At 72.6% G+C, this 25,653-nt stretch carries 21 protein-coding genes and 1 pseudogene; 11 read left to right on the top strand and 11 right to left on the bottom strand.

From position 1 onward, the window contains the following. Positions 1–47: 47 nt before the first annotated feature. Positions 48–956, bottom strand: coding sequence for a LysR family transcriptional regulator (locus tag HQN59_RS14175; protein WP_176069759.1), 909 nt, complete (start codon positions 954–956; stop codon positions 48–50). Between the two features lie 110 nt (positions 957–1,066). On the opposite strand from HQN59_RS14175, the gene HQN59_RS14170 reads away from it, so the two are divergent. The 4 genes from HQN59_RS14170 to HQN59_RS14155 all read left to right on the top strand — a co-directional run bounded on the left by HQN59_RS14170 (position 1,067) and on the right by HQN59_RS14155 (position 3,949). Then, positions 1,067–1,933: a TauD/TfdA dioxygenase family protein gene (locus tag HQN59_RS14170; protein WP_176069758.1), complete on the top strand. Its 867-nt coding sequence runs from the start codon at positions 1,067–1,069 to the stop codon at positions 1,931–1,933. After that, the gene (locus tag HQN59_RS14165; protein WP_176069757.1) at positions 1,930–2,913 is read left to right on the top strand and encodes a Bug family tripartite tricarboxylate transporter substrate binding protein; all 984 of its coding nucleotides are present in this window, start codon (positions 1,930–1,932) and stop codon (positions 2,911–2,913) included. The genes HQN59_RS14170 and HQN59_RS14165 overlap by 4 nt, the downstream gene beginning before the upstream one ends. A 110-nt stretch (positions 2,914–3,023) precedes the next feature. After that, positions 3,024–3,683, top strand: a complete 660-nt coding sequence (locus HQN59_RS14160; RefSeq protein ID WP_176069756.1) for a peroxiredoxin — start codon at positions 3,024–3,026, stop codon at positions 3,681–3,683. A gap of 77 nt (positions 3,684–3,760) precedes the next feature. After that, positions 3,761–3,949, top strand: coding sequence for a hypothetical protein (locus tag HQN59_RS14155; RefSeq protein ID WP_176069755.1), 189 nt, complete (start codon positions 3,761–3,763; stop codon positions 3,947–3,949). Positions 3,950–3,976: 27 nt separating this feature from the next. On the opposite strand, the gene HQN59_RS14150 is transcribed toward HQN59_RS14155, so the two are convergent. After that, on the bottom strand, positions 3,977–5,071 hold the full coding sequence (locus HQN59_RS14150) for an AI-2E family transporter (RefSeq protein WP_176069754.1): 1,095 nt from the start codon (positions 5,069–5,071) through the stop codon (positions 3,977–3,979). A 227-nt stretch (positions 5,072–5,298) separates the two neighbouring features. Between HQN59_RS14150 and gshA the strand changes: the two genes are divergently transcribed. Continuing rightward, entirely contained in the window at positions 5,299–6,816 is a 1,518-nt protein-coding gene (gene gshA, locus HQN59_RS14145; RefSeq protein ID WP_342451207.1) for a glutamate--cysteine ligase, read from the top strand. Positions 6,817–7,050: 234 nt separating this feature from the next. Here the strand turns inward: gshA and HQN59_RS14140 are convergent, their stop codons facing one another. After that, entirely contained in the window at positions 7,051–7,935 is an 885-nt protein-coding gene (locus tag HQN59_RS14140) for a general secretion pathway protein GspB (RefSeq protein ID WP_176069753.1), read from the bottom strand. Between the two features lie 177 nt (positions 7,936–8,112). After that, positions 8,113–9,243 (bottom strand): annotated as a pseudogene (locus HQN59_RS14135) (ExeA family protein); the annotation flags it as partial. 177 nt (positions 9,244–9,420) lie between these two features. On the opposite strand from HQN59_RS14135, the gene HQN59_RS14130 reads away from it, so the two are divergent. After that, positions 9,421–9,648: a hypothetical protein gene (locus HQN59_RS14130; RefSeq protein ID WP_176069751.1), complete on the top strand. Its 228-nt coding sequence runs from the start codon at positions 9,421–9,423 to the stop codon at positions 9,646–9,648. Here the strand turns inward: HQN59_RS14130 and HQN59_RS14125 are convergent. From HQN59_RS14125 to xdhA, 5 genes are all read right to left on the bottom strand, one after another. Continuing rightward, the gene (locus tag HQN59_RS14125) at positions 9,645–10,643 is read right to left on the bottom strand and encodes a DMT family transporter (protein WP_176069750.1); all 999 of its coding nucleotides are present in this window, start codon (positions 10,641–10,643) and stop codon (positions 9,645–9,647) included. The two genes, HQN59_RS14130 and HQN59_RS14125, sit on opposite strands and share 4 nt — an antisense overlap. Continuing rightward, entirely contained in the window at positions 10,643–11,440 is a 798-nt protein-coding gene (gene xth, locus HQN59_RS14120; RefSeq protein ID WP_176069749.1) for an exodeoxyribonuclease III, read from the bottom strand. Before xth ends, HQN59_RS14125 begins: the two co-directional genes overlap by 1 nt. Continuing rightward, the gene (gene xdhC, locus HQN59_RS14115) at positions 11,410–12,294 is read right to left on the bottom strand and encodes a xanthine dehydrogenase accessory protein XdhC (protein WP_176069748.1); all 885 of its coding nucleotides are present in this window, start codon (positions 12,292–12,294) and stop codon (positions 11,410–11,412) included. The genes xth and xdhC overlap by 31 nt, the downstream gene beginning before the upstream one ends. Continuing rightward, the gene (gene xdhB / locus HQN59_RS14110; RefSeq protein ID WP_176069914.1) at positions 12,294–14,843 is read right to left on the bottom strand and encodes a xanthine dehydrogenase molybdopterin binding subunit; all 2,550 of its coding nucleotides are present in this window, start codon (positions 14,841–14,843) and stop codon (positions 12,294–12,296) included. Before xdhB ends, xdhC begins: the two co-directional genes overlap by 1 nt. 128 nt (positions 14,844–14,971) lie before the next feature. Continuing rightward, positions 14,972–16,528 carry a xanthine dehydrogenase small subunit gene (xdhA, locus tag HQN59_RS14105; RefSeq protein ID WP_176069747.1) on the bottom strand — a complete coding sequence of 519 codons (1,557 nt, stop codon included), beginning with the start codon at positions 16,526–16,528 and terminating at the stop codon, positions 14,972–14,974. A 97-nt stretch (positions 16,529–16,625) separates the two neighbouring features. Between xdhA and guaD the strand changes: the two genes are divergently transcribed. The 4 genes from guaD to HQN59_RS14085 are packed head-to-tail and all read left to right on the top strand — an operon-like array spanning position 16,626 to position 21,701. Then, positions 16,626–18,023 carry a guanine deaminase gene (guaD, locus tag HQN59_RS14100; RefSeq protein WP_176069746.1) on the top strand — a complete coding sequence of 466 codons (1,398 nt, stop codon included), beginning with the start codon at positions 16,626–16,628 and terminating at the stop codon, positions 18,021–18,023. Positions 18,024–18,036: 13 nt separating this feature from the next. Then, the gene (locus HQN59_RS14095; protein ID WP_176069745.1) at positions 18,037–19,617 is read left to right on the top strand and encodes an ABC transporter ATP-binding protein; all 1,581 of its coding nucleotides are present in this window, start codon (positions 18,037–18,039) and stop codon (positions 19,615–19,617) included. Positions 19,618–19,635: 18 nt separating this feature from the next. Next, entirely contained in the window at positions 19,636–20,781 is a 1,146-nt protein-coding gene (locus HQN59_RS14090; protein WP_176069744.1) for an ABC transporter permease, read from the top strand. Next, positions 20,781–21,701 carry an ABC transporter permease gene (locus HQN59_RS14085; RefSeq protein WP_176069743.1) on the top strand — a complete coding sequence of 307 codons (921 nt, stop codon included), beginning with the start codon at positions 20,781–20,783 and terminating at the stop codon, positions 21,699–21,701. Before HQN59_RS14090 ends, HQN59_RS14085 begins: the two co-directional genes overlap by 1 nt. A 20-nt stretch (positions 21,702–21,721) precedes the next feature. Here HQN59_RS14085 and HQN59_RS14080 read toward each other — a convergent pair whose 3' ends face one another. Further along, positions 21,722–22,270: a hypothetical protein gene (locus HQN59_RS14080; protein WP_176069742.1), complete on the bottom strand. Its 549-nt coding sequence runs from the start codon at positions 22,268–22,270 to the stop codon at positions 21,722–21,724. Further along, complete coding sequence (locus tag HQN59_RS14075) at positions 22,270–23,463, bottom strand: MBL fold metallo-hydrolase (RefSeq protein WP_176069741.1); 1,194 nt, start codon at positions 23,461–23,463, stop codon at positions 22,270–22,272. Before HQN59_RS14075 ends, HQN59_RS14080 begins: the two co-directional genes overlap by 1 nt. Positions 23,464–23,848: 385 nt before the next feature. On the opposite strand from HQN59_RS14075, the gene HQN59_RS14070 reads away from it, so the two are divergent. Further along, positions 23,849–25,651, top strand: coding sequence for a DUF1800 domain-containing protein (locus HQN59_RS14070; RefSeq protein ID WP_246294917.1), 1,803 nt, complete (start codon positions 23,849–23,851; stop codon positions 25,649–25,651). Positions 25,652–25,653: the final 2 nt, after the last annotated feature.

Genomic DNA, 25,653 nt, shown 5'->3' with positions numbered 1-25,653 from the left:
GCGGGCGCCGTGACGCGACGCCGCCGCAGCGTGTCGCTCGCCCCGAGCTAGGCCGTGCGGCCGCGCGGCGGCCGCTCCTGCAACGCCGCCGCGATCATCTGGGCGAAGCGCTGCGCCGCCGGTGTCGGCGTCTTGCCGCGCAGGGTGACGATGCAGATCTCGCGGGCGATGCCCGGCGGCGCGAGCGGCACGATGGCGCAGCGGCGCTGCCGCCCGGCCGGCACGCAGAGGCGCGGCAGCAGCGCGATGCCGAGCCCCGCTGCCACCAGGCTGAACAGGGTCTGGTGGTGCGACACCTCGATGGCGGCCTCGAAACGCTGGCGCGCGCGCCGAAACGCCTCTTCGACCGATTCGCGCAGCGCGGTGCCGGCAGCGGTGCAGAGCTGAGGCCCGCCGGCCACGTCGGCGAGCGACACCTCGGCCGCGCCCGCAAGCGCGTGCCCGGCCGGCACCACGGCGACGAAGCGATCGGTGACCAGCGGCTCGCAGCGGAACTCGCTCATGCCGTCGAGCAGGGGCCCGACCGCGAAGTCGGTCTTGCGCTCCTGCACGTCGCGGTAGATGTGGTCGGCGAAGCCCTCGTGCAGTTCGATCGTGACGCCCGGGTAGCGCCGCTTGAACGCCGCGATGGTGGCCGGGAGGCGTTGCGACGAGATCGACGGCACCGCGCCGATCGAGACCCGGCCACGTCGCAGGTCGGAGTGCTCGCGCAGCTCGGTCGGGATCGCGCGCAGCTCCTCGAGCACCGCGTTGAAACGGTTCAGCAGCACGCGCCCCTCGGCGGTGATGGCGACGCGCCGGGTCGTGCGCTCGAACAGCGCGACGCCGAGTTCCGCCTCGAGCTGCTGGACGTGCTTGCTGACCGCCGACTGCGAGCGGTGCAGCGTCTCGGCGGCCCGGCGGAAGCTGCCGGCGTGCGCCACCGCGACGAAGGTCTCGAGGCGCTGCAGGTTCATTGATTCCGCCGGCGGGACAATGCTTCAGATTTTATCGCTTCTCTTGGAGATCGAGGCGTGCTCGAATAGCGCCTTCGCCGCGCCACGGTGGCCGGCTCTCGGAGACGACGATGGGTGTGGAGATTCGACCGCTGTCCTATGCGATGGGCGCCGAGGTGCGTGGCCTCGACCTGACGCGCCCGGTCGGCGACGAGGACTGGGCGGTGGTGCACCAGGCCTTCCTCGACCGCGGGCTGCTGCTGGTGCGGGGGCAGCGCATCACGCGCGAGCAGCACATCGCGTTCAGCCGCCGCTTCGGCGAGCTCGACCGTCACGACAACCTGCCGAAGGACCGCGACCCTCGCCATCCCGAGCTTCTGATGGTGACCAACGACGCGCAGGCCGATGGCAGCCCCTCGAACTCGCGCTACACGGGGCAGCTGTGGCACTCGGACATGTCGTTCACGCTGCGGCCGGCGCTCGGCTCGCTGCTGCGCGCGGTCGACGTTCCGATGGTGGGCGGTGACACCATGTTCGCCAACATGGTGCTGGCGTACGACGCGCTGTCGTCGGGCATGAAGAAGCTGATCGCCGACCTGCACGGCATCCATCACTCGGAGCGCAAGAACTCGAACCTCTCGGCCGAGTGGGAAGCCGAGAACCGGCGCCTCAACCCGCCGATCGCCCAGCCGATCGTTCGCGTGCACCCCGAGACCGGCAGGAAGGCGCTTTACATCGGCGAGAAGGTCAAGTGCTTCGAAGGCATGACGCCCGAGGAGAGCCAGCCGCTCATCGACGTCCTGATCCGCCACGCGACGCGGCCGCAGTTCGCTTACCGCCATGTCTGGCAGCCGAACGACCTCCTGATCTGGGACAACCGCTCGACCATGCACCTGGCACTCGGCGATTACGATCCGGCGCTGCGCCGCCACCTGGAGCGGACGACGGTGCTCGGCACCCCGTCGGGCCATGTGGCGCAACTCGAGGTGACTGCATGACCTTTCTCCAGCGTCGACGCGTGCTGCGCGGTTTCGCCGCGGCCGCGCTCGCGAGCGCGCTGCCGTTCGCCACGGCCCAGGACTACCCGTCGCACTCGATGCGCATCATCGTGCCGTTCGCGCCGGGCGGCTCGACCGACGTGCTGGCGCGCCTGATGGGCAACGCGCTGTCCGAGCGGCTTGGCCAGCCGGTGGTCGTCGACAACCGCGCCGGCGCTGGCGGCAACATCGGTGCCGCAGCGGTGGCCAAGGCCGCGCCCGACGGCTACACGCTGGTGATGGGCTCGATCGGCACGCACGCGACCAACGGCCTCATCTACCCCCAGATGCCGTACGACGCGCTGAAGGACTTCGCGCCGGTCGCACTGATCGGTACCGTCACGCTGGTGCTCGTCGTGCACCCGTCGATCGAGGCGCGCAGCGCGGCCGAGCTGGTCGCGCTGCTGAAGAAAAAGCCGGGCGAGATCAGCTACGCGTCGGGCGGTGTGGGGGCGTCGCAGCACCTCGCGGGCGAGCTGTTCAAGTTCATGACCAAGACGTCGATGCAGCACGTGCCCTACAAGGGTAGTGCCGGCGCGCTGAGCGATCTGCTCGCCGGCCGCGTGCCGGTGATGTTCGCCGACCTGCCGCTGGTCGCCGCGCACATCGCGAGCGGCGGCCTCAAGGCGCTCGCGGTCGCCGACCCCGAGCGCAGCCCGGCGTTGCCCAACGTGCCGACGGTCGCCGAGTCGGGCGTGCCGGGCTACTTCGCGAACGCCTGGTACGGCCTGTTCGCGCCGGCGGGCACGCCGCAGCCGGTGCTCGCCAAGCTGCAGGGCGAGATCACCGCGATCCTCAAGCAGCCGGCGATCCGCAAGACCATGATCGAGCAGGGCGCCTCGCCGAGCGGCCTGGTCGGCGCCGACCTCAGGCGCTTCCAGGAGAACGAGGTCAAGCGCTGGGGCGAGGTGGTGCGCACCGCCGGCATCAAGATGGAGTGACGCGCGGCGGCAGTGCCGTGACGCCTCGCGGGTCGGCCTTTCCCGGGTTGGCGCGGCGCGCGCCTGCCGCATACTCGAAGGCTCGTCCGTAGCCAACAGGAGCCGCACCCATGTCCCTGCGCATCAACGACACCGCCCCCGATTTCGAAGCCGAGACGACCCAGGGCCGCATCCGCTTCCACGAGTGGATCGGCGACCAGTGGGCGATCCTGTTCTCGCATCCGAAGGACTTCACGCCGGTCTGCACCACCGAACTCGGCTACATGGCGCGCATCGAGCCCGAGTTCACCCGGCGCGGCGCCAAGCTGATCGGCCTGTCGGCCGACCCGGTCGACCGCCACGGCGCGTGGGCACAGGACATCGAGGAGACGCAAGGCGCGAAGGTCAACTACCCGATCATCGCGGACCCCGACCTCCACGTCGCCAAGCTCTACAACATGCTGCCGGCCGACGAGGTCGGCTCGGACGGCCGCACCGCCGCCAACAACGCGACGGTGCGCTCGGTGTTCATGATCGGGCCCGACAAGAAGATCAAGCTGATGCTGACGTACCCGATGACCACGGGACGCAACTTCGACGAGATCTTGCGCGTGCTCGACTCGATGCAGCTCACGTCGGCGCACAAGGTCGCGACGCCGGCGAATTGGCGCCCGGGCGACGACGTGATCATCGCCGGCTCGGTGTCGGACGACGAGGCGCGCGCGACCTATTCCGAAGGCTTCAAGACCATCAAGCCGTACCTGCGCACGGTCAAGCAGCCGGGCCGCTGAGGACCGCAGCGCCGCCCGACGCCCCCGGCGAGGGCCGCGGCGGGCGCCTCCGCTTCGGCGCCGGATGCGGCGCGCTCGTGCCCCACCCCGCCGGCGCGCTGGGGTGGGAGCGCGCCGCGCCTTCGCCTTCATCGAAGCCGCGCTTCGCCGCCGACCTGTCGCTGCTGTTCACCGAAGTGCCGTTCCTGGCGCGCTTCGTCGTGCGGCGGCGGCGGGCTTCGACGCGGTCGAGTTCCTGTTCCCTGCCGGACGCCGCCACTCGCTGAAGCGCCGCCGCGTCCCGGCCCGCTTCGTCAGGGCCGCGGCCCGGCCGGCGTGCTGCGCGCGCGCTCGCGCGCCGAGGCGAAGATGTCCCAGCAGGCGATGAACATGGCCGCGATCACCGGCCCGATCACGAAGCCGTTGAGGCCGAAGATCGCGATCCCGCCGAGGGTCGAGATCAGCACCAGGTAGTCGGGCATCTTGATGTCCTTGCCGACGAGCACCGGGCGCAGCACGTTGTCGACCAGCCCGATCACGAGAACCCCGAACGCGATGAGACCGAGCCCCTTGGCGATCGCGCCCGTGACGAGGAAGTAGATCGCCACCGGCAGCCAGACCAGCGCGGCGCCGACCGCGGGCAGCAGCGACAGGAACGCCATCAGCACCCCGAACAGCAGCGGGCCGTGCACGCCGAGATACCAGAACGCGAAACCGCCGAGCGCGCCCTGGACCGCGGCGACGACGATGTTGCCCTTGACGGTGGCGCGGATCACGGTGGCGAACTTGCCGAAGAGGCTCCGCTTGGTGCCCGGGTCGAGCGGGATCGCGTCGACGATCATGCGGGCGAGGCCGCCGCCGTCGCGCAGCAGGAAGAACGCCAGGTACAGCGTGATGAAGAACGCGACCACGAAGTCGAGCGTGTTCTGGCCAAAGGCGAGTGCGCGCGTCGCGAGCAGCTGGGTGCCCTGCGCCGCGCCTGCCGCGACCTTCTCGCGCAGTGCGGCAAGGTCGCCGATGCCGAACGTGTCGAGCACGCGCAGCACGCTCGGCGGCAGCGCGCCGGTGATCGTCTCGAGATAGCGCCCGATGCTGAATTCGCCGGTCTGCATGCGCTCGTAAAGCGTGGTGCCCTCGCGCACCAGCCCGGCGGTGACCACCGCGAGCGGCAGGATCACCATCAGCACGATGACGCCCAGGGTGGCCAGCGCGGCGAGTGTGCGGCGCTGCCTGAACGAGACGAGCAGGCGCCGGTTCAGTGGCGCGAACACGATCGCGAGCACCACGCCCCAGAACACCGCGCCGTAGAACGGCAGCAGGATCCAGCCGAACGCCAGGCTCACCAGGACGAGCAGCCAGAGGAATGCCTTGTCTTCGAGAGTCGACTGGCCGGGGGGCGACTGGAGCATGGCGAGGATTGTTGCAGCGCCGCGCGATGCGCCGGGGTCGGACGACGCCGCGCCCGTCTTTCGGAGCCGCGCCCGGCCGGGCGCTGCTCCTCGGCCGCCGCGCCTCGCGGTGCGTGGCGATGAAGGCGCTGAGCCGTCGTCGGCGCGCCGCCGGCGCGATGGCCGGGCGCCGACGGGACCGGAGCCGCTCTGCTACCGTCCGGGCAAAGAACACGGGAGGGCCGTCGGTGAGCGGTTTGTTGGAACGTCTGGGCGCCTTGTCGCCGTCACGCCTGGCGGGCATCCGGCGCGGCATCGAGAAGGAGAGCCTGCGCTCGACGCACGAGGGCAGCCTCGCGCTGACGCCGCATCCGGCCGGGCTCGGCTCGGCGCTCACCAACCCGCACGTCACCACCGATTTCAGCGAATCGCAGGTCGAGCTCGTGACAGGCGTGCACGCCGGCGTCGACGAGTGCCTCGGCGAGCTGACGCGCATCCACCAGTTCGTGCTCAGCGAGATGAGCCGCGACGAGGTGCTGTGGGCCGGCAGCATGCCGTGCGGGCTGCCGACCGACGAGACGATCCCGATCGGCCGCTACGGTTCGTCGAACGTCGGCCGCGCCAAGAGCGTCTATCGCATGGGCCTCGGGCATCGCTACGGCCGGCGCATGCAGACGATCTCGGGCATCCACTACAACTGGTCGCTGCCGGGCCTGTCGAACGCCGACTACTTCGCACTGATCCGCAACTTCCGGCGCCACTCGTTCGTGCTGCTGGTGCTGTTCGGCGCGTCCCCGGCGGTCTGCTCGAGCTTTGTCGCCGGGCGCCCGCACGAGCTGCAGCCGCTCGGCGCCAACACGCATCACCTGCCGTACGCGACCTCGCTGCGCATGGGCCGGCTCGGCTACCAGAGCGACGCGCAGGCGACCCTCGCGGTGAGCTACAACGACCTCGACGGCTATGCCTTGTCGCTGCAGGACGCCCTGACGCGGCCGTATCCGGCGTACGAGACGATCGGCATCCGCAATCCGGGCGGCGAATACAACCAGCTCGCGACGACGCTGCTGCAGATCGAGAACGAGTTCTACGGGACGATCCGTCCGAAGCGCGTCATCGATCCCGGCGAACGCCCGCTGCACGCGCTACGCCAGCGCGGCGTCGAGTACGTCGAGGTGCGCTGCATGGACCTCGACCCGTTCGAGCCGAACGGCATCGGCGCCGACACGGTGCGCTTCCTTGACGTGTTCCTGCTGCACTGCCTGCTCGGCGACAGCGCCCCCGACACGCCGACCGAGATCGCCGCGCTGGCACGCAACCAGCACCGGACTGCGGCGCGCGGTCGCGAGCCCGGCCTCGCGCTCGAGCGCGGCGGCAGCGAGGTCGCGCTGGCCGACTGGGGCGCCGCGATCATCGACGAGTGCGCACCGATCGCCGCTGCGCTCGACGCCGCGCACGGCGGCAGCGCCTACCGCGACGCCCAGCAGAAGGCGGCCGAGGGCTGGCGCCGGCCGGGCACGCTGCCGTCGGCCCGCGTGCTCGACGCCATGGTGAGCGAGCACGGCTCGGCGCACACGCCGTTCGTGCTCGCGCGCTCGGAGGCGATCGCCGCCGAGCTGCGCGCGCGACCGCTCGACCCCGAGACCCACCTCTACTTCGCGGCGCTTGCCGAAGGTTCGATCGCCGAGCAGCGCTATCTGGAAGCGAACGACACCCTGCCGTTCGAGGAATTCCGCCAGCAGTACCTCGACCCCGCGCGGCTCGGCTGAGCGCAATCCGGTCTTGACGCGGGGCTCTTGAGGGTCCTCCCTCGCATCGCGCGGCGGGTCTGCGCCGCCCTCAGTGCCCACTGCCGCCAGGCTCGTCGACGCGGAGCGCTGACGGATGCTCGCCGGCACCGAGTTCGCCGGCGGCATGCCGCGGCCGTCGGCGCCGAGTGCGCGGTGCGCCGCGGCTTCGCTCGGCGAGACCTCGCTCGAGGCGCCGGCGGGGGCGAGCCTCGCCTAGTAGGTGATCTCGTAGCGGTAGCCGCGGAACGCGAGCACGGCGCCGCGCGGCCGGATGCGCTCGAGCACGAGGTTGGGCGCGAGGGTGTCCCCCTCGTGGTAGATCTGCCCGTTGACCATCACCATCCGGCTGGCCGGGTCGTTGGAGTAGGCCGAGCCGCCGACGCTGATGCGGGGCAGCTCGCGGCGGATCTCGTCGGGCAGTTCGGCTTGCGTGTAGACGCGCGGGGCGGCCGCGTCCGTGGCGGCGCGGGGCGCCGCGGCGGGAGCCGGCGCCGCGGGCAGGGCGGCGGTCGCACCGGGCGTTGCGCGTGCGGTCCGGGCGGGCGGCCCAGCGGCCGGCACGCCTGCCTCGGCGCTCGGCGTGACTTCCGCCGGAGCGCCGCGCGACGACGGCGCGATCGGCGATGCGGTGCGAGACGGTACCGGCGTGGGTGCCGCGTTGCCCGTCGGCACCGGTTCGGCGCGCGGCGCGATCGCGAGCGCAGCCTCCGAGGCCGCGCGCTCGGCGGTCGAACGCGAAGCCGGCCGCCGCGCCGCAGGCGCCGTCGGCGGCGCGACCGCCGCGGTCTCGCCCGGCGACGGCCCGAGTCCGGTCGCCGGCGGCACCGTCGGGACGGCGACGCCGCCGACGCTGGCGGGGGCGGTCGCGCCGGCGAGCGCCGGATCGGGTGCCGGCGCCGGCCGATCGCGGATCAGCAGAGTCCACGCCAGCACGGCGATCGCGAACAGCGCCAGGGCCGCCGCCGCCCACAGGATGCGCATGCGCTGACGCGGCTCCTCGGCCGGCAGCTGGGTGTATTGCTGGGCGTGGATGCCCGGAACCGCGCCGCGTTCGCGCTCGGCTTCGGCGCGACGCAGCGCATCGAGGATGTACGACATGGGCGACTCTCAGCGCGGGAGCGCGCTCGTCGAGGAAGGCGCGGCGCTCGCCGGCAGTGCCGGAGCACTGCCGGCGCTCGTCGGAGCGGGCGCCGAAGCGCGGCGCGGGGCCGGCGCAGGACTGTTGCGAGGTGGCGCGCGCCGCGGCGTGTCGGCCGCCGACGCCGGACCCCGACGCGGCGTGGGGTTGGCCGCCGGGCGCGGCGCCGGGCGCTCGACGCCCGATGCAGCGGCGGCAGGCCGCGACGCGGCCGCCGATGCGGCGCTCGCGCCGGCCGCGGCCGTCGACGCGCTGCGGGCGCCGCTCGCCGCGCCGGACGCCGCGCTGGCGGCGACCGCCGACGCCGCCACGCCGCGCGTCGACGCCGCCCGGTCGCCGCCGAGCACGACCGCGGCGAGCGCGACGATGCCGGCACCGCCGAGAAGCATGCCGCCGGTGGCGAGCGCGACGGTGCGCTGCGTGAACGGCCGCGCCGCCCGGCTGGCGTCGGCGCCGCCGAACACCTCACGGGCCGCCTTGTCGACGATGCCGACGCTGATCCGCGACTGTCCGGTCGCGTAGGCGCCGAGCATCGCGCGGTCGCAGAGCAGGTTGATGCGGCGCGGCACCCCCCGCGTCAGCCGGTAGATGCGGCGCGCCGCCGCGCGATCGAACAGGTTGGCGTGGGTGCCGGCGACCGCGAGCCGGTGCCGGATGTACTGGTCGGTCTCGGCCTCCGTCAGTGCGTCGAGGTGGAAGCGCGCGATCACGCGCTGGGCCAGCTGCTCGAGGTCGGGCCGCGCCACCAGCGCGCGCAGCTCGGGCTGGCCGATCAGGATGATCTGCAGGAGCTTGCGCTCGCTGGTCTCGAGGTTGGTGAGCAGGCGCAGCTGCTCGAGCACGTCGGCCGAGAGGTTCTGCGCCTCGTCGATGATCAGCACGTTGTTGCGGCCGGCGCCGTGTGCCTGCAGCAGGAACGCGTTGAGCGCGTCGACGTAGGTCGTCGCGGTCGGCTCGCCGTGCGTCGGTGGCTCGGGCTTGACGCCGAACTCGTCGCATACTGCCTTCAGCAGCTCGATGACCGTCAGCTTCGGGTTGAAGATGTAGGCGACGTTGGTGTTCTCGGGGATCTGCTCGAGGAAGCACCGGCAGACGGTGGTCTTGCCGGCGCCGATCTCGCCCGAGAGCAGCACGAACCCGCCGCCGCCGCCGACGCCGTACAGCAGATGCGCGAGCGCCTCGCGATGGCGCTTGCTCATGAAGAGGTAGCGCGGGTCGGGCGCGATCGAGAACGGCTCGTGGGTCAGGCCGAAGAAGCGCGCGTACATGGCGGCGAAGAATAACCGCGGCGGAGAGCCGCCCGTTTAGGCCAGCCGGTCGGCGCCGCGCGGCGATCACCCCCCGCGCGCCGGGACGTCGGCGTCGTGAATGGCGGCATCACCAACGTGAGTTGGTGTTCGCCTAGGGTTTACCCGAACATGGCGGTTCCGCATCAGGAGCCCTCCATGACCACCCACGTTCAACCCCGTTCTGGCAGCCTGCTCGGGTCCGGCGCGACCGCCCCGCGACCGACCGCGTCCTCGCGCTCCACCGCCCAGCGCGTGTGGCGTGCGCTCGAGGCGCTGGGCGCAGAGCGCGCGGCGGGCGAGATGCGCCGCGCCGCCGCGCTGTATGGGCTCAACCGCCCCGCGCTCGCCGCGGTGCTGCGCGCCGCGGCCGCACGCCGTTCCTAGGCGGCGCGCCCGTCGGGCGCCAGCGCGTCGGGCCTCGCCCGGCGCCGCACCAGGTTGAGCCCGTTGGCGGCGAGGATCAGCACGCCGCCGGCGACGCTCACGGCGTCGAGGCGCTCGGCATAAATCAGCCAGCCGGCGGCGGCGCTGAGCGGCACCCGCAGGAAGTCCATCGGCACCACCACCGTCGCCTCGGCGTGGCGCAACGCCCGCGCCATGCAGTAGTGCGAAAAGGTGCCGCAGATCGCGATCACCACGAGCCACGGCCACACCGAGAGGCTCGGCGTGCGCCAGGTCAGGAGCGCCGGCACCGCGCCGAGCAGCGACTGCACCAGCAGCATCCAGAACAGGATGGTCACCGCGCCCTCGGTGCGGGTGAGCGACTTGACGAGGATCACCGAGACCGCGAAGCCGAGCGCGCATGCGAGCGCGATCGCCTGCCCGGGTTCGATGCTGCCGACGTGCGGGCGCACGATCACCGCGCAGCCGACCATCCCGAGCACCACCGCGGCGACTTTCCAGCCGGTGAGGCGCTCGCCCAGGAAGAGCGCGGCGAGCAACGCGGTCCAGATCGGCATCGTGAACTCGATTGCGACCACCTGCGCGATCGGAATCATCGTCAGGGCGACGAACCAGGCGAACTGCGCGCCGTAGTGGACGATGTTGCGGGCGACGTGCTGGCGCAGGCGCGCGGTGCGCAGCGTGCGCCAGCCGCCGGCGCCGACGATCAGCGGCACCAGCAGCACCAGCCCGAGCAGCGACCGGATCTCGAGGATCTGGAACACGTGCAGCTCGCGGGTCGCCTCGCGGCCGGCGACCAGCATCACCAGCATCGCGCCGAGCCAGCCCGACATCCATGCGGCGGCGAGGCCGACCGACGGCCTGCCGGCTGGCGGCGGGGCGGCGAGCAGCGCGTCGCCGGAGCCGTCGCCGCCATCGGGCGCGGCAGCGGCCGTGGCATCGGCAGCGCCGGGGACCTGCAGCGGCACGGTGCCCATCAGCGCAGCACCACCCAGGCCGGTGCGTGATCGCTCGACTTCTCGCGGCCGCGCACGTCGCGGTCGACGCCGGCGTCGGCCAGGCGGTCGGCGACGCTCGGCGAGAGCAGCAGATGGTCGATGCGCAGCCCGGCGTCGCGCGGCCACGCGTTGCGGAAGTAGTCCCAGAACGTGTACATCGGTTGGTCGGGAAAGCGGCTGCGGATCGCGTCGAGCCAGCCCTGCTCGAGCAGGCGCCGGAACGCCGCGCGCGGCTCCGGCTGCAGCAGCGCGTTGTCGCGGTACGAGCGCACCGCGTAGATGTCGGCGTCGGTCGGCACCACGTTGTAGTCGCCGGCCAGCACGACCGGAACGCCGGCCTCGAGCAGGCTCGCGGCGTGCGCGATCAGGCGCTCGAACCAGGCCAGCTTGTAGTCGAACTTGGGGCCCGGCTGCGGGTTGCCGTTCGGGAGGTAGAGGCACGCGACGAGCACGCCGTTGACGGCGGCTTCCAGGTAGCGGCTCTGCGTATCCGAGGGGTCGCCCGGCAGGCGCCGGCGCAGCTCGATCGGGTCGGCGCCCCGGGCGAGGATGGCGACGCCGTTCCAGGTGCGCTGGCCGGTCCAGATCGCACCGTAGCCCGCTGCGCGCAATGCGGCGATCGGGAACTTGTCGTCGGTGGTCTTGAGCTCCCGCAGGCAGACCACGTCGGGCGCCGCTTCGCCGAGCCAGTCGAGCAGGTTGGCGAGCCGACCGTTGATGCCGTTGATGTTGTAGGTGGCGATCTTCACGCCGCCGGCACGCGTTCGTCGTGACATGACGCCGCAGGTGCGCCGACGCGCAGCGGCCCGCTCGACACCTGCAGCAGCTGGGCGACGACCGACGCCGCGATCACCGCCGGATCCTTGCCGACGATGCCGTCGAGGCCGATCGGGCAGACCAGGCGCCGGATCGCGGCCGCGGCGAAGCCCATCGTCTCGAGGCGGTGCGCGAAGCGCGCGCGCTTGGTCGCCGACCCGATCACGCCGACGAAGCCGAAGTCGCCGCGCGCGAGGGCCGCGGCCGCGATCGAGAGGTCGAGGTCGTGGCGGTGCGTGGCGATGACCGCAAACGCGCCGGTCGGCGCCGTCGCGACCTCCGCCTCGACGGCGTCGACGCAGACGCGGGCGATGTGCGGCGGCCAGGCCTCGCCGCCGAGCGCGGGCGGGAACTCGGCCTCGCGCTCGTCGATCCAGTCGACACGCACGTCGAGCGGCGCGAGCGCGTTCGCGATCGCACGCCCGACGTGCCCCGCGCCGTAGAGCTGCAGGTGAAAGCGCGGCGCGGATTGGGGCCAGGCGGCGAGCAGCGCGGCGTCGAGCGGCGCGTAGGCCAGGCTGACGACGCCGCCGCAGCACTGGCCCAGTGCGGGCCCGAGCGGAATGGTCTGCGCGATCGGCATGCGCTCGCCGGCCGCGAGCATCGCGCGCGCCCGCTCGATCGCCTTCAGTTCGAGGTGACCGCCGCCGACGCTGCCGGCGATCGCGTGCGCCGTGACCAGCATCCGGCAGCCCGGTTCGCGTGGCACCGAGCCGCGCGCGGCGCTGACGCTGACGCAGACGGCGGGCTCGCCGGCGGCGAGCGCGCGTCCGGCGGCGGCGTGCACCGCGTCGATGCGCGAGCCGAGGGCCATCAACGCCCCGCCTGCACGGCGGTGATCGCGCGCAGGATCGCCTCGGGTGTCGCCGGCGCGGTGAGCGGCGGATCGACGCGGTGGTTGCCGGCCGCCGAAACGGCGTCGCGGATCGCGAAGAACACCGAGAACGCGAGCAGGAGCGGCGGCTCGCCGGTCGCCTTGCTGCGGTGGATGGTGTCGGCCGCGTTGCCGGCGTCGAACAGGCGCACGTCGAAGATCGGCGGGCAGTCGTTGGCGGTGGGAATCTTGTAGGTGCTCGGGGCGTGCGTCATCAGCCGGCCCGCCTTCGGCGAGCCGTCGGCCGCGTGCCAGACCAGCTCCTCGCTGGTGAGCCAGCCCATGCCCTGGATGAAGCCGCCCTCGACCTGACCGAGATCGACGGCGGGGTTGAGCGAGCGCCCGGCGTCGTGCAGCACGTCGGCACGCAGCACCTTCGACTCGCCGGTGAGGGTGTCGACGACGACTTCCGACACCGCCGCGCCGTACGCGAAATAGAAGAACGGCCGCCCCTGCATGGCCTGGGCGTCCCAGTGCAGCCCGGGCGTCGCGTAGAAGCCGTCGGACCAGAGCTGGACTCGCGCGAGGTAGGCGAACTCGACGAGCTCGCGGAACGTGAACCCGGGCGGCGCGTCGTCGGGCTCGGCGCCGGCCGGTCCGGCGGGTGCGGGGGCGCGCTCGCGGTCGGCCGTCGGCCCATTCGATGCAGCCGGCCGGACGGCGGCACCCGGCGCCGGCGTGACCCGCCCGTTCGCGAAGCGCAGCGCCTGCGGCTCGCAGCCGAGCCGCTCGGCGGCGACCGCGGCCAGCCGCGTGCGGATCTCGGCGGCGGCCGCCTGCGCGGCCTTGCCGTTGAGGTCGCTGCCGGTCGACGCCGCCGTGGCGGACGTGTTCGCGACCTTGTGGGTGTCGGTCGGCGTCACGCGCACGGCGTCGAAGTCGACGCCGAGTTCGTGGGCGACCACCTGCGCGACCTTGGTGTTGAGACCCTGGCCCATCTCGGTGCCGCCGTGGTTCACCAGCACCGAGCCATCGCGGTACACGTGGACCAGCGCGCCGGCCTGGTTGAGGTGGACCAGGTTGAACGAGATGCCGAACTTCACCGGCGTGAGCGCGAGCCCGCGCTTGAGCACCGGGCTCGCCGCGTTGAACGCGTCGACCTCGGTGCGTCGCGCGCGGTAGTCGCTCGATGCCTCGAGCTCGGCGACCAGTGCGTGGATCACGTTGTCGTCGACCACCTGGCCGTACGGCGTGACGTTGCGGGCGGCGAGCGGGTCGGCTCCGAAGCGATCGTGCGGCTCGGCGGGCGCTGCGTTCGTCGCGGCGTGCGGCGTCGCCTCCGCACGCTCGGCATAGAAGTTCACCCGCCGGACGTCGAGCGGGTCCTTGCCGAGCCGGCGCGCGATCGAGTCGAGGATGTTCTCGATCGCGATCGCCCCCTGCGGGCCGCCGAAGCCGCGGAACGCGGTGTTGCTCTGCGTGTGCGTCTTCGCCGAGTAGCCGTGGACCGCGACGGCAGGCAGGAAGTACGCGTTGTCGAAGTGGCAGATCGCGCGCGTCATCACCGGCCCGGACAGGTCGGCCGAGAAGCCGGCGCGCGAGACCATCGTCAGCTCGGCGCCGAGCACGCGGCCCTCGTCGTCGTAGCCGACCTCGTACTCGTAGCGGAAGCAGTGGCGCCGCCCGGTGATGAGGAAGTCGTCGTCGCGGTCGACGCGCAGCTTCACCGGTCGGCCGAGGCGCTGCGCGGCGACCGCCGCGACGCACGCGAACAGGGCCGACTGCGATTCCTTGCCGCCGAAGCCGCCGCCCATGCGCCGGCACTCGACCTGCACGCGGTGCGACGCGATGCCGAGCGCGTGCGCGACCACGTGCTGCATCTCGCTCGGGTGCTGGGTCGAGCAGTGCACGAAGATGCCGCCGTCTTCCTTCGGAATCGCGACCGAGATCTGCCCCTCGAGATAGAACTGCTCCTGGCCGCCGACCGCGAAGGTGTCCGCGAGACGATGCGGCGCGGCGTCGATCGCCCGGCGCGCGTCGCCGCGCCGCAGGTGCATCGGCGGCAGCACGTACGCCTCGTCGCGATGCGCATCGAGCGGTTCGATGGTCGGCGGCAGCGCGTCGATCGTCAGCACGCGCGGCGCCTCGGCGGCGGCGCGGCGGGCCGCGTCGCGCGTGTCGGCGATGACGACGAACACCGGCTGGCCGACGTGGCTGATCTCGCGCTCGACGAGGATCGGGTCGTCGTGGAGCACCGGGCCGCAGTCGTTGACGCCGGGGATGTCGCGAGCGGTCAGTACCGCGACCACGCCGGGCAGCGCGGCGATGCGCGCGGTGTCGAACGCGCGCAGCGTGCCGTGCGCGACCGGCGAGAGGCCGAGCGCCGCCTGCAGCGTGCCCGCGAGCTCCGGCAGGTCGTCGATGTAGGGTGCGGCGCCGGCGACGTGCAGGTGCGCCGACTCGTGCGGGCGGGCGACGCCCACGCGGGCGCCGCCGGCACGCCGGGCGGCGTCGGCGGCGGGGTCGCCGAAGGCGGGCACGCCGGGCATCGTCGACTCGAGCGCGCGGCGGAACGGGTCGGCGTAGGCGTGCGGGCCGTTGCCGTCCGGTCTGCCGGAGCGGGCCGAGGTGTCCGCGTCGGCCGCCGCCGCGTCGGCCAGCGCGTCGATGCGCCGGTTCATGCGGCCGCTCCGCGCGCCGGCGCGGCGTGCGGCAGCACCGGCCACACGCTCACCGCGTGAGCGGCGAGCGGCGCTTCGGGCCGCGTCTCGAGCCAGAAGCGACGCAGCAGGTTTTGCGCGACCTGCATCCGATAGTCCGCGCTCGCGCGCATGTCGGTCAGCGGCACGAAGTCGCATGCCAGCGCAGCCTGCGCCGCGAAGAGGGTGGCCTCGGTCCACGGCTGGCCGAGCACCGCGGCCTCGGCCTCGCTCGCGCGTCGCACCGTCGCCGCCATGCCGCCGAACGCGAAGCGGGCGCTCTTCACCGAGCCGGCGTCGAGCTCGATCGCGAGCCCCGCGCACACCGCCGAGATGTCGCAGTCGAAGCGCTTCGAGATCTTGTAGGCCCGCACCGCCGCCGCGCTTGCGAGCGGGACGTCGACGCGCTCGATGAACTCGCCCGGGTCGAGGCGGTTCTTCATGTAGTCGACGTAGAACGCGTCGAGCGCGATGCGGCGCTGGGCGTCGCCGCGCCGCAGCACCAGCTCGGCGCCGAGTGCCATCAGCACCGGCGCGCAGTCGCCGATCGGCGAGCCGTTGGCGAGGTTGCCGCCGATCGTTCCGGCGTGGCGGATCGGCGGCGCGGCAAAGCGCAGCCACAGGTCCTGCAACGTCGGCCAGCGCGCGACGAGCGCGCGGAACGCGTGCTCGAGCGAGGCTCCGGCGCCGATCCGCAGCATCTCGTCATCGCTCTCGATCGCCTGCAGCGCGGTGACGTCGGCGACGCCGACGAGGTCCGGCAGCGGCCGGAACAGCTTGTTGACCCACAGGGCCACGTCGGTGCTGCCGGCGACGATGCGCGCGGCGGGCCGCTCGACGCGCACGCCCGCCAGCTCGGCCAGCGTGCGCGGCACCGCGAAGCGCGCGCCCCGCGCCTCGTAGTCGAAGCCCTCGCCGCTCGCGAGCGAATCGAGCGCGGCGAGCACCGGGCCGACGTCGAGCACGGCCTCGGGAAGGTCGAACATCGCGAGGCCCGCGTCGAGGATCGGCCGGTAGCCGGTGCAGCGGCACAGGTTGCCGGCGAGCTCGTCGGCGAGCTGCTGGCGCGTCGGTCGGGTGCCGGCGGCGCGGTGGCGCTCGTAGGCGAGCCAGAGCGACACCACGAAGCCGGGCGTGCAGAAGCCGCACTGCGAGCCGTGGCAATCGACCATCGCGCGCTGCACCGGGTGCAGCGGGTCGGTGGCTCGATCGCCGACCTGCGCGACATCCTCGACGCTGAACAGCGCCTTGCCGTCGAGCGCCGGCACGAACTGCAGGCAGGCGTTGAGGCTGCGCAGGCGCAGCCGCGACCTGCCGTCCGGTGCGCCGACGACGACGTCGCCGGGGCGCTCGTCCGTCACGCGTTCGCCGATCAGCACCGTGCAGGCGCCGCAGTCGCCTTCGTTGCAGCCTTCCTTGGTGCCGCTGCAGCGTGCGTCCTCGCGCAGCCAGTCGAGCACGCTGCGCGTCGGCGGGGCGTCGGCGATCTCGACGATGCGGCCGCGGTGGAAGAAGCGGATCGGACGGTTCTGCATCAGGCTGGGTCGGAGCAAGCGGACGCGGCGCGCTTGCGGGCGCCGCTCGGCGCCGCGTGCGTGGCGTGCGGGGCATAGTACCTATCATCGGACCCGTATGCCGCCGAGCGACCGTCCTGCCGAGCCCGCGCTCACCCGCTTCGCGCTGCGCGGCGACCTGCTCGATTTCGGCGCGGCGCCACGCTGGGGCGAGGTCGATTCCCCCGCGGTCCGGCATCGGCCCGACCATTGGCTGCTCGTCGACGGCGGCCGCATCGTCGGCGTGCAGGCCGCCGACCCCGGCGCCGACTGGACTCGCGTCGACCGCAGCGGCCGGCTGGTGCTGCCCGGTTTCATCGACACCCACGTGCACAGCCCGCAGATCGACGTGATCGCGAGCTACGGCACCGAGCTGCTCGACTGGCTCGACCAGCACACCTTTCCCGCGGAGGCGCGCCATGCCGACGCGGCGCACGCCGGCATCGCCGCCGGGACCTTCGTCGACGCCCTGATCGCGCACGGCACGACCGCGGCGGTGGTCTTCCCGACCGTGCACGCCGCATCGGTCGACGCGCTGTTCGGTGCCGCCGAGTCGCGCGGCATGCGGCTCGTCGCCGGCAAGGTGCTGATGGACCGCCACGCGCCGGCGAACCTGCTCGACGCCAGCGTCGCCGCCGCCGAGCGCGAGTCGATCGACCTGATCGCGCGCTGGCACGGTCGCGGCCGGCTCGCCTACGCGGTGACGGTGCGCTTCGCGCCGACCAGCACGCCGGCGCAGCTCGAGATGGCGGGGCGCCTCTGCCGCGACGACGCGACGCTCTACATGCAGACCCATCTCGCCGAGAACCGCGCCGAGGTGCGCTGGGTCGGCGAGCTCTTCCCCGAGGCGCGCAGCTACCTCGACGTGTACGCGCGCGTCGGGCTGCTGCACCGGCGCAGCGTGTTCGCGCACGGCATCTGGCTCGACGACGCCGATCGCGCCGCGCTTCGGGATGCCGGTGCGCAGATCGCGCACAGCCCGTCGTCCAACCTCTTCCTGGGCAGTGGCCTGTTCGGCTGGCGCGCGGCCGAGGCGGCGGGCATCGCGGTAAGCCTCGCCAGCGACGTCGGCGGCGGCACCAGCCTCTCGCTGCAGCGCAACATGGCGGACGCCTACAAGGTGCAGGCGCTCGCCGGCGAGCGCCTCACCGCGTGGAGCGCGCTCCATGCCTCGACGCGCGGCGCCGCCCAGGCGCTCGAACTCGGCCACGAGATCGGCGCGTTCGAGCCCGGCGCGAGTGCCGACGTGTGCGTGTGGGACTGGGCCGTCGGCGCCGTCGCGATGCAGCGCGACCGCGTCGCCCGCAGCCTGCACGAGCGCGTGTTCGCGTGGCTGACGCTCGCCGACGACCGCAACCTGGTCGAGGCGTACGTCGCCGGGGTTCGCCAGTACGCGCGCGGGCGGGGCGCTGGCGGCGCGGCGGTTCGAGGCGCCGGGGTCGACTCGGACCCCGCCGCGGCGCCGCTCGCGGCCTGACCCTGGAGCCCGCATGCCGTCTGCCGCCACGCCGACTGCCGACCGCTCGCCTGCCTCGCCCGGCGCGCTGCGTCTCGAACTCGTCGGCATCAGCAAGCAGTACCCGGCGGTGAGGGCGAACGACGCGGTCGATCTGCGGGTGAAGCCGGGCGAGATCCACGCCGTGCTCGGCGAGAACGGCGCCGGCAAGTCGACGCTGATGAAGATCATCTACGGCGCGGTCAAGCCCGACGCTGGCGAGGTGCGCTGGAACGGCGCCCCGGTGAGCATCGCATCGCCGGCGGCGGCGCGCGCGCTCGGCATCAGCATGGTCTACCAGCATTTCAGCCTGTTCGACACGCTGAGTGCGGCCGAGAACGTGTGGCTCGGCCTCGACAAGTCGCTGCCGCTCGCCAGGGTGGTGGCGCGCGTCCGCGAGGTGGCCGGCGAGTACGGACTCGAGGTCGACCCGCTGCGCCCGGTGCACACGCTCTCCGTGGGCGAGCGCCAGCGCGTCGAGATCGTGCGCGCGCTGATGACCGCGCCGCAGCTGCTGATCCTCGACGAACCGACCTCGGTGCTCACGCCGCAGGCGGTGCAGCGCCTGTTCGTCACGCTGCGGCGGCTTGCCGAACAGGGCTGCAGCGTGCTGTACATCAGCCACAAGCTCGACGAGATCCGCGCGCTCTGCCATCACTGCACGGTGCTGCGCGCCGGCCGGGTCGCGGGCGAGGTCGACCCGGCTGTCGAGAGCAACGCGAGCCTGTCACGCCTGATGATCGGCGCCGAGCCGCCGCCGCTGCAGCACCGTCCGGCGAGCGCCCGTCAGGTGGTGCTCGGCGTCTCGGGGCTCACGCTCGCCAAGGAAGACCCGTTCGGCACCGACCTCGCCGACGTCGCCTTCGACGTGCGCGCCGGCGAGATCGTCGGCATCGCCGGCGTATCGGGCAACGGCCAGCGCGAGCTGATGGCGGCGCTTTCGGGCGAGGACGTGCGCGCGCCGCGCGGCTCGATCCGCCTGTTCGAGCGCGACATCGCCGGCGAGCCGCCGAAGAAGCGCCGGCGCGCGGGGCTCCACTTCGTGCCGGAAGAGCGCCTCGGGCGGGGCGCGGTGCCGAGCCTGTCGCTCGCGCAGAACACGCTGCTCACGCGCACCGGCGCGGTTTCGCGGTCGGGCTGGATCCGCCAGCGCGACGTCGCCGGCCTCGCCGCCGCGCTGATCCGCCGCTTCCACGTGAAGGCGGGTGGCCCCGGCGCGGCGGCGCGCAGCCTCTCGGGCGGCAACCTGCAGAAGTTCCTGGTCGGGCGCGAGATCGACGCCGACCCCAAGCTCCTGATCGTCTCGCAGCCGACCTGGGGCGTCGACGTCGGCGCGGCGGCACTGATCCGCGCCGAGCTGCTCGCGCTGCGCGACCGCGGCAGCGCCGTGCTCGTGGTGAGCGAGGAGCTCGACGAGCTGTTCGAGATCTGCGACCGCCTCGTCGTGATCGCGCGCGGGCGCGTGTCGCCGAGCGTCGCGACCGCCGAGGCCAGCGTGGCGATGATCGGCCAGTGGATGAGCGGCCTGTGGGACCGGCCCGGCGCGCGTTCGGAGGACGAGCTTGCGGTTCACTGACACCCGCGAGGCTGGCCGATGCTGAGGCTCGAGGCCCGCCCGCAGCCGTCGCGCGTCATGTCCATCGCGTCGCCGCTGCTCGCGCTCGCGCTCACGGTGCTGATCGGCACCGTGCTGTTCGCGGTGCTCGGCAAGGACCCGCTGCGCGGCCTCGCGATGTTCTTCGTCGAGCCGGTCAAGAGCGTCTACGCGCTCAGCGAGATCGCGGTGAAGGCGGTGCCGCTCGCGCTGATCGCGCTCGGCCTTGCGGTGTGTTTCCGCTCCAACGTCTGGAACATCGGCGCCGAAGGGCAGTTCATCGTCGGTGCGCTGGCCGCGGGCGGCGTCGCGATGCTGGCCGGTCCCGAGTCGCCGCGCGCCTTCTTCGTGCTCGTGCTCGCCGCCAGCGTGCTCGGCGGCATGGCCTGGGCGGCGATCGTCGCCCTGCTGCGCGACCGCTTCAACGCCAACGAGATCCTGGTCAGCCTGATGCTGGTCTACGTGGCCGACCTGCTGCTCAACTGGCTGGTCTACGGACCCTGGAAGGACCCGGCGGGCTACAACTTCCCGCAGACGATCACGTTCCTCAAGGCGACCAGCGTGCCGCGCCTCGTCGCCTCGCTGCGCGTCAACATCGGCCTCTTCATCGCGCTCGCGGCAGTCGCCGCGTTCTGGGTGCTGCTGTTTCGCACCTACGCCGGCTTTCAGCTGCAGGTCGGCGGGCTCGCGCCGGCGGCGGCACGCTACGCCGGCTTCTCGTCGCGCAAGGCGCTCTGGACCGCGCTGCTGCTGTCGGGCGGAATGGCGGGGCTCGCGGGCGGGCTCGAGCTCGCCGGGCCGCTCGGCCAGCTCACGCCGCACGTGCCGGCGGGCTACGGCTTCGCCGCGATCATCGTCGCCTTCGTCGGCCGCCTGCATCCGGTCGGCATCGTCTTCTCGGCGGTGCTGATGAGCATGTTCTACATCGGCGGCGAGCTCGCGCAGTCGCGCCTGGGCCTGCCGAAGTCGATCACCGGCGTGTTCCAGGGCCTGCTGCTGTTCACGCTGCTCGCCAGCGATACGTTGATTGCGTACCGCGTGCGCTGGGGCCGCGCCGCGCCGACGCGCGCGCTGCCGGGCCCGGGCACCGACGCCGGCGCGCCGCTGGTCTCGAGCGCGACGCTCGCGCCGAAGGAGGGCGCCTGATGGAGCCGCTGGCGCTGCTGATCGCGGCGACGCTGAGCGCGGGCACCGTCCTCGCGTTCGCCGCGCTCGGCCTCCTGATCAACGAGCGCGCCGGCGTCGTCAATCTCGGCGCCGAAGGGATGATGCTGGTCGCGGCGATCGCCGGCTTCGCGATCGCGGTGCAGACCGGCAGCGACGTGCTCGCGTTCGTCGCCGGCGCGGGTGCGGGGGCGCTGCTCGCCGCCGCGTTCGGCGTGCTCGTGATCTGGCTCGGCACCAACCAGTACGCGACCGGCCTCGCGCTCAGTCTGTTCGGCGCCGGCTTCTCGGCATTCGCCGGCATCCGCTACACGCAGGAGAAGCTCGGCGAGCGGCCGCGCTTCTCGATCCCCGGCCTCGCCGACCTGCCGTTCGTCGGGCCGGCGCTGTTCCGCCAGCACCCGCTGGTCTACCTGGCGATCGCGCTGACGATCGGCCTTGCCTGGTTCCTGTACCGCTCGCGCGCCGGGCTGGTGCTGCGCGCGGTCGGCGAGTCGCCCGAGTCGGCGCACGCGCTCGGCATCCCCGTGCGGCGCATCCGTTTCGCCGCGGTGCTGGTCGGCGGCGCGCTGTGCGGCCTCTCGGGCGCGTACATCTCGGTCGTCTACACGCCGCTCTGGGTCGAGGGCATGGTCGCCGGCAAGGGCTGGATCGCGCTGGCGCTCACCACCTTCGCGACCTGGCGGCCGGCGCGCGTGCTGCTCGGCGCCTATCTGTTCGGCGGCGTCACGATGCTGCAGTTCGCGCTGCAGGGCGCCGGCGTGCAGGTGCCGAGCCAGTTCCTGACCATGCTGCCCTACCTCGCGACCATCGTCGTGCTGGTGCTGATGTCGAGCAACGCGACCTTCATCCGCGTCAACATGCCAGCCTCGCTCGGCAAGCCCTTCGCGCCGGGCGACTAGCGCCTCGAGCCGGCCCGGCGCTACTCGTCGAGGCCGGCGAACTCGTGGTACGCGTGCAGCAGCTCGTGATCCTTCAGCGGCGCGAGCGAGCCGAAGCGTTCGATGGTGGTGCCGTGCCGGCCGCTCTTGAGTACCGCGAGCACTGCGCCGTCGCGGTCGAACGCGAAGAACGCGCCGCGATAGCCGAGCGTGTTCGGCACCACGCCTTCGCCGACGAGGGCCCGGCCTGCCTCGATCCGCAGCGGCGCCTCGTCGGCGAGCGATGCCTTGAACTCGGCGTAACGCCTGCCGAGCGCCTGCCTCAGCGCCGGGCCGAGCACGCGCTCGACCGCAGGGTCGGCGAGCCGCTTGCCGGCGAGCGCCTGCAGCCTGGGCCACTTCAGCGCGTGGGGTCGCACCGCCGGGGCGGGCGGTGGGTCGACGATCGCGGCCGCGGCCGGCAGCGCGGCGCTGCAGCCGAGCGCCAGGCCGACGAGCGCCGCGCCGAGCCGCTGGCGAAGCGTCCGCCGCTTTCCTCGCAGCGCCCTGTGCGGCGTGTCGCCGCTCGTGGCGCGCGCGCTGCCGCGCATCAGAAGCCGTAGGCCTGCTTCATCGCGCCGTTGTCGACCGCGCGCAGGCCGTTGGTGTCGAGCACCCAGGCGTCGAGGTACTGCGCCGGCGCGACGAGGCCGACGCCCTGCGTCACCAGGTAGTTGCCGAGCGTCGGATCGCGGAACGGGCCCGTGTTGCCTTGCGAGAACGGCGTGTAGAAGCTGCCGAGGTGGTTCGGCATGAACACCTTCGGGTGGATCACCGGCACGGTGAGCGAGGCCACCGGCTGGCCGCCGGCGCCGATCCAGAGGTCGAGGCTGTCGAGCTTGGCGTCCTGCATCGCCTTCGTGAGGCTCGCGATCGGCGAGCCGTAGTTGACGCCGTCGGTGATGCTGTCGGTGGTGAGGTCCTGCGGCGCGCCCGAGTTGGTCCAGAAGAAGTTGATGGTCTTGTTGTCGGCGGTGCGCACGGTGAACAGGTAGCCGCGGTTGCCGCCGCCGTTCGGGAAGTCTTCCCCGACGCCGCCGCGAAGGGCGCCGTTGGCATCGGGCTTCGGGACGGCCTGCAGTTCGACGGGGTCGTGCTGCTCGGGATTGTTCTCGTGGCTGCCGCTGTGGTTCCAGCGCACCACGCGCATGGTCACGCGCTCGTTCAGCTGGAACGTCTCGCCACCGTACACCGGGGTGCACTGGCTCTCCGGAACGCCGAGTGCGCGCACCTGGAAGCACGTGGTCCGCGAGCCGATCACATGGGCACCGGTGATCTTGGCCCAGTGCGGCGTGTCGAAGCTGTGGTCGAAGTGGCTGTGCCCGGTGAGGATCAGGTTGATCGGCGAGCCCGGCCCCTTGCTCAGCACGCCGTTGACCTTCTCGACCTCGGCCTTGTCGATCGGCCAGGGCGCCTTGGTGACCGCGAGCCCGCCGCCGCCGCCCGAGAAGTAGTTCTGCGGGATGCGCGTCATGTAGCCGTCGATCAGGATGTTGAGGTCTCCGATCTTCAGGGTCCAGTTCGAGACCCCGAACCAGGTCATGCGCACGTCGGCCGGCGCGGTGCGGCCGCTGGCGGGAACGACGAAGTCGTCATCGTCATTGCCACCGCCGCCGCCGCCGCACGACACCAGCGCCGCCGCCGCGAGCGCCAGCAGGGTCGCGCCGACCGTGCCGTGCAGGTGCCGGCGCGGCGCGGCGGCGGGATCGGTGCCGTGGGACTCGGTGCGAGGGGTCTGCGTCATGGGAGTCTCCCGAAGGTCGTGGGGCCGGCGCCGGCGCACTCGATCGGCGCGCCGGCATCGGGCCCATGTTCATCCTGGTGCATCCGACCCTCGTTCGTACTTACCCGCAGTCGGGGCGATCTTGTCAATCGCGCGCGACGCGGCGCGGCGGGTTTGCAGGGCTTTACAGCGCCGGGGCACCGGCGCACGGCCTGTCGGCGAATCGCCACGCACGCGCCCCTTCACTGCACCCGGACCGCGCCGTTCGTGCGTTTCTCCACACGGGTTGCAGTTGGTGACCTCCTGCCCGAGCCCTTGTTGCTAGCGTGACCGAATCGACACCGCCCGCGCTCTTCCAGGGCGGTGCGTCACTGCCGCTTCGCCGGCGCTCCAGGGGGTCCCTTCGATGCACACTCAATCCCGGCACGCGCCGTGGCTCACCGCGCTCGCGTTCGCCGCGCTCCTGACCGCCTGCGGCGGCGGCGGCGGCAGCGGCTCCTCCGGCGCCGGCGTCTCCACGCCGGCCGACGCCGAGGCCGACGCCGCGGCGATGCGACCGCCGCGCCCGACTGCCGTCACGCGCAGCAGCGCCGCACGCTTCCTGACGCAGGCGACCTTCGGTCCGACCGAAGCCGACATCCGGTCGGTGCTGGAGCTCGGCTACGCCGGCTGGATCGACCGCCAGTTCACGCTGCCGGCGACCTCGCACCGTGCGTACTGGGACGCCGCCGACGCGACGCTGAAGGCGGCGACGCCCCCCGGCGCGGCAAACCAGGACCAGGTCTGGGAGTCATTCTGGAACCAGGCCGTCAACGGCCCCGACCAGCTGCGGCTGCGGGTCGCCTTTGCGCTGTCGGAGATCTTCGTGATCTCGGCGGTCGACGGCAACGTCGGCAACCAGCCGCGCGCGATGGCCGAATGGCTCGACATGCTCGGCGAGAAGGGCTTCACCACCTACCGCGAGCTGCTCGAGACGGTGGCGCTGCGCCCGCTGATGGGCATCTACCTGTCGTGGCTGAAGAACCAGAAGGCCGACGCCGCCACCGGGCGCATTCCCGACCAGAACTTCGCGCGCGAGTCGATGCAGCTGTTCTCGATCGGCGTCGTCAAGCTCGATCTCGACGGCACGCCGGTGCTGGTCGACGGCAAGCCGGTCGAGACCTACGGCCCCGACGACGTCGCCGGTCTGTCGCGCGTCTACACGGGCTTCAGCTGGGCGTGCGGCGCGAGCAACGCCAACTGCTTCCTGAACGGCAGCACCGGCGGCGTATCGGATCCCGACCGTTACATCAAGCCGATGGTCGCGTACCCGCAGTACCACAGCCTCGAAGCCAAGAGCTTCCTCGGTACGACCATTCCGGCGTCGACCGTGCCCGACCCGGCCGGCGACCTGAAAACCGCGCTCGACGTGCTCGCGGCGCACCCGAACACGCCGCCGTTCATCAGCAAGCAGCTGATCCAGCGCCTGGTCACCAGCAACCCGAGTCCGGCCTACGTGCGCGACGTCGCCAAGGTGTTCGTCGACAACGGACGCGGGCAGCGCGGCGACCTGAAGGCGGTGATCAAGGCGATCCTCACCCACGCCGAGGCGCTGCAGACGTCCGACCGCGGCGGCAAGCTGCGCGAGCCGGTGCTGCGCCTGTCGGCGTATCTGCGCGCGTTCCCGCACGGCTCGGACACCGGGCGCTTCCGCGTCGGCAACACCGACGCGGTCGCGACCTCGCTCGGTCAGACGCCGCTGCGCTCGCCGTCGGTGTTCAACTTCTACCGCCCCGGCTACGTGCCGCCGGGCACCGCCACCGCGGCCGCCGGCCTGGTCGCGCCCGAGATGCAGCTCGTCAACGAGACCAGCGTCGCGGCCTGGGTCAACTACATGCGCGACAACGTCGCGAGCGGCGTGGGGGCGACCAACGGCACCGTCAACGGCGTTGCATTGAACCGGCGCGACCTGCAGCGCGACTGGTCGGCCGAGCTCGCGCTCGCCGGAGCGCACGAGCAGCTCGTTGCATCGGTGACCGACAAGCTGCTCTACGGCACCGCCAGCGCCGAGCTGCGCACGCTCATCACGGACGCCGTCGGGAAGATCGCCATCCCGGCGCTCAACGCGACCGGCAGCAACCAGACCGCGGTGAACAACGCCAAGCGCGCGCGCGTCAACGCGGCGCTGCTGCTGACGCTCGCCTCGCCCGAGTTCCTGACCCAGAAATAAGC

This window comes from Rhizobacter koreensis, assembly GCF_013366375.1.
GTDB classification, from domain to species: domain Bacteria; phylum Pseudomonadota; class Gammaproteobacteria; order Burkholderiales; family Burkholderiaceae_C; genus Schlegelella_A; species Schlegelella_A koreensis.
This window is presented reverse-complemented; position numbering and strand designations above follow the sequence as displayed.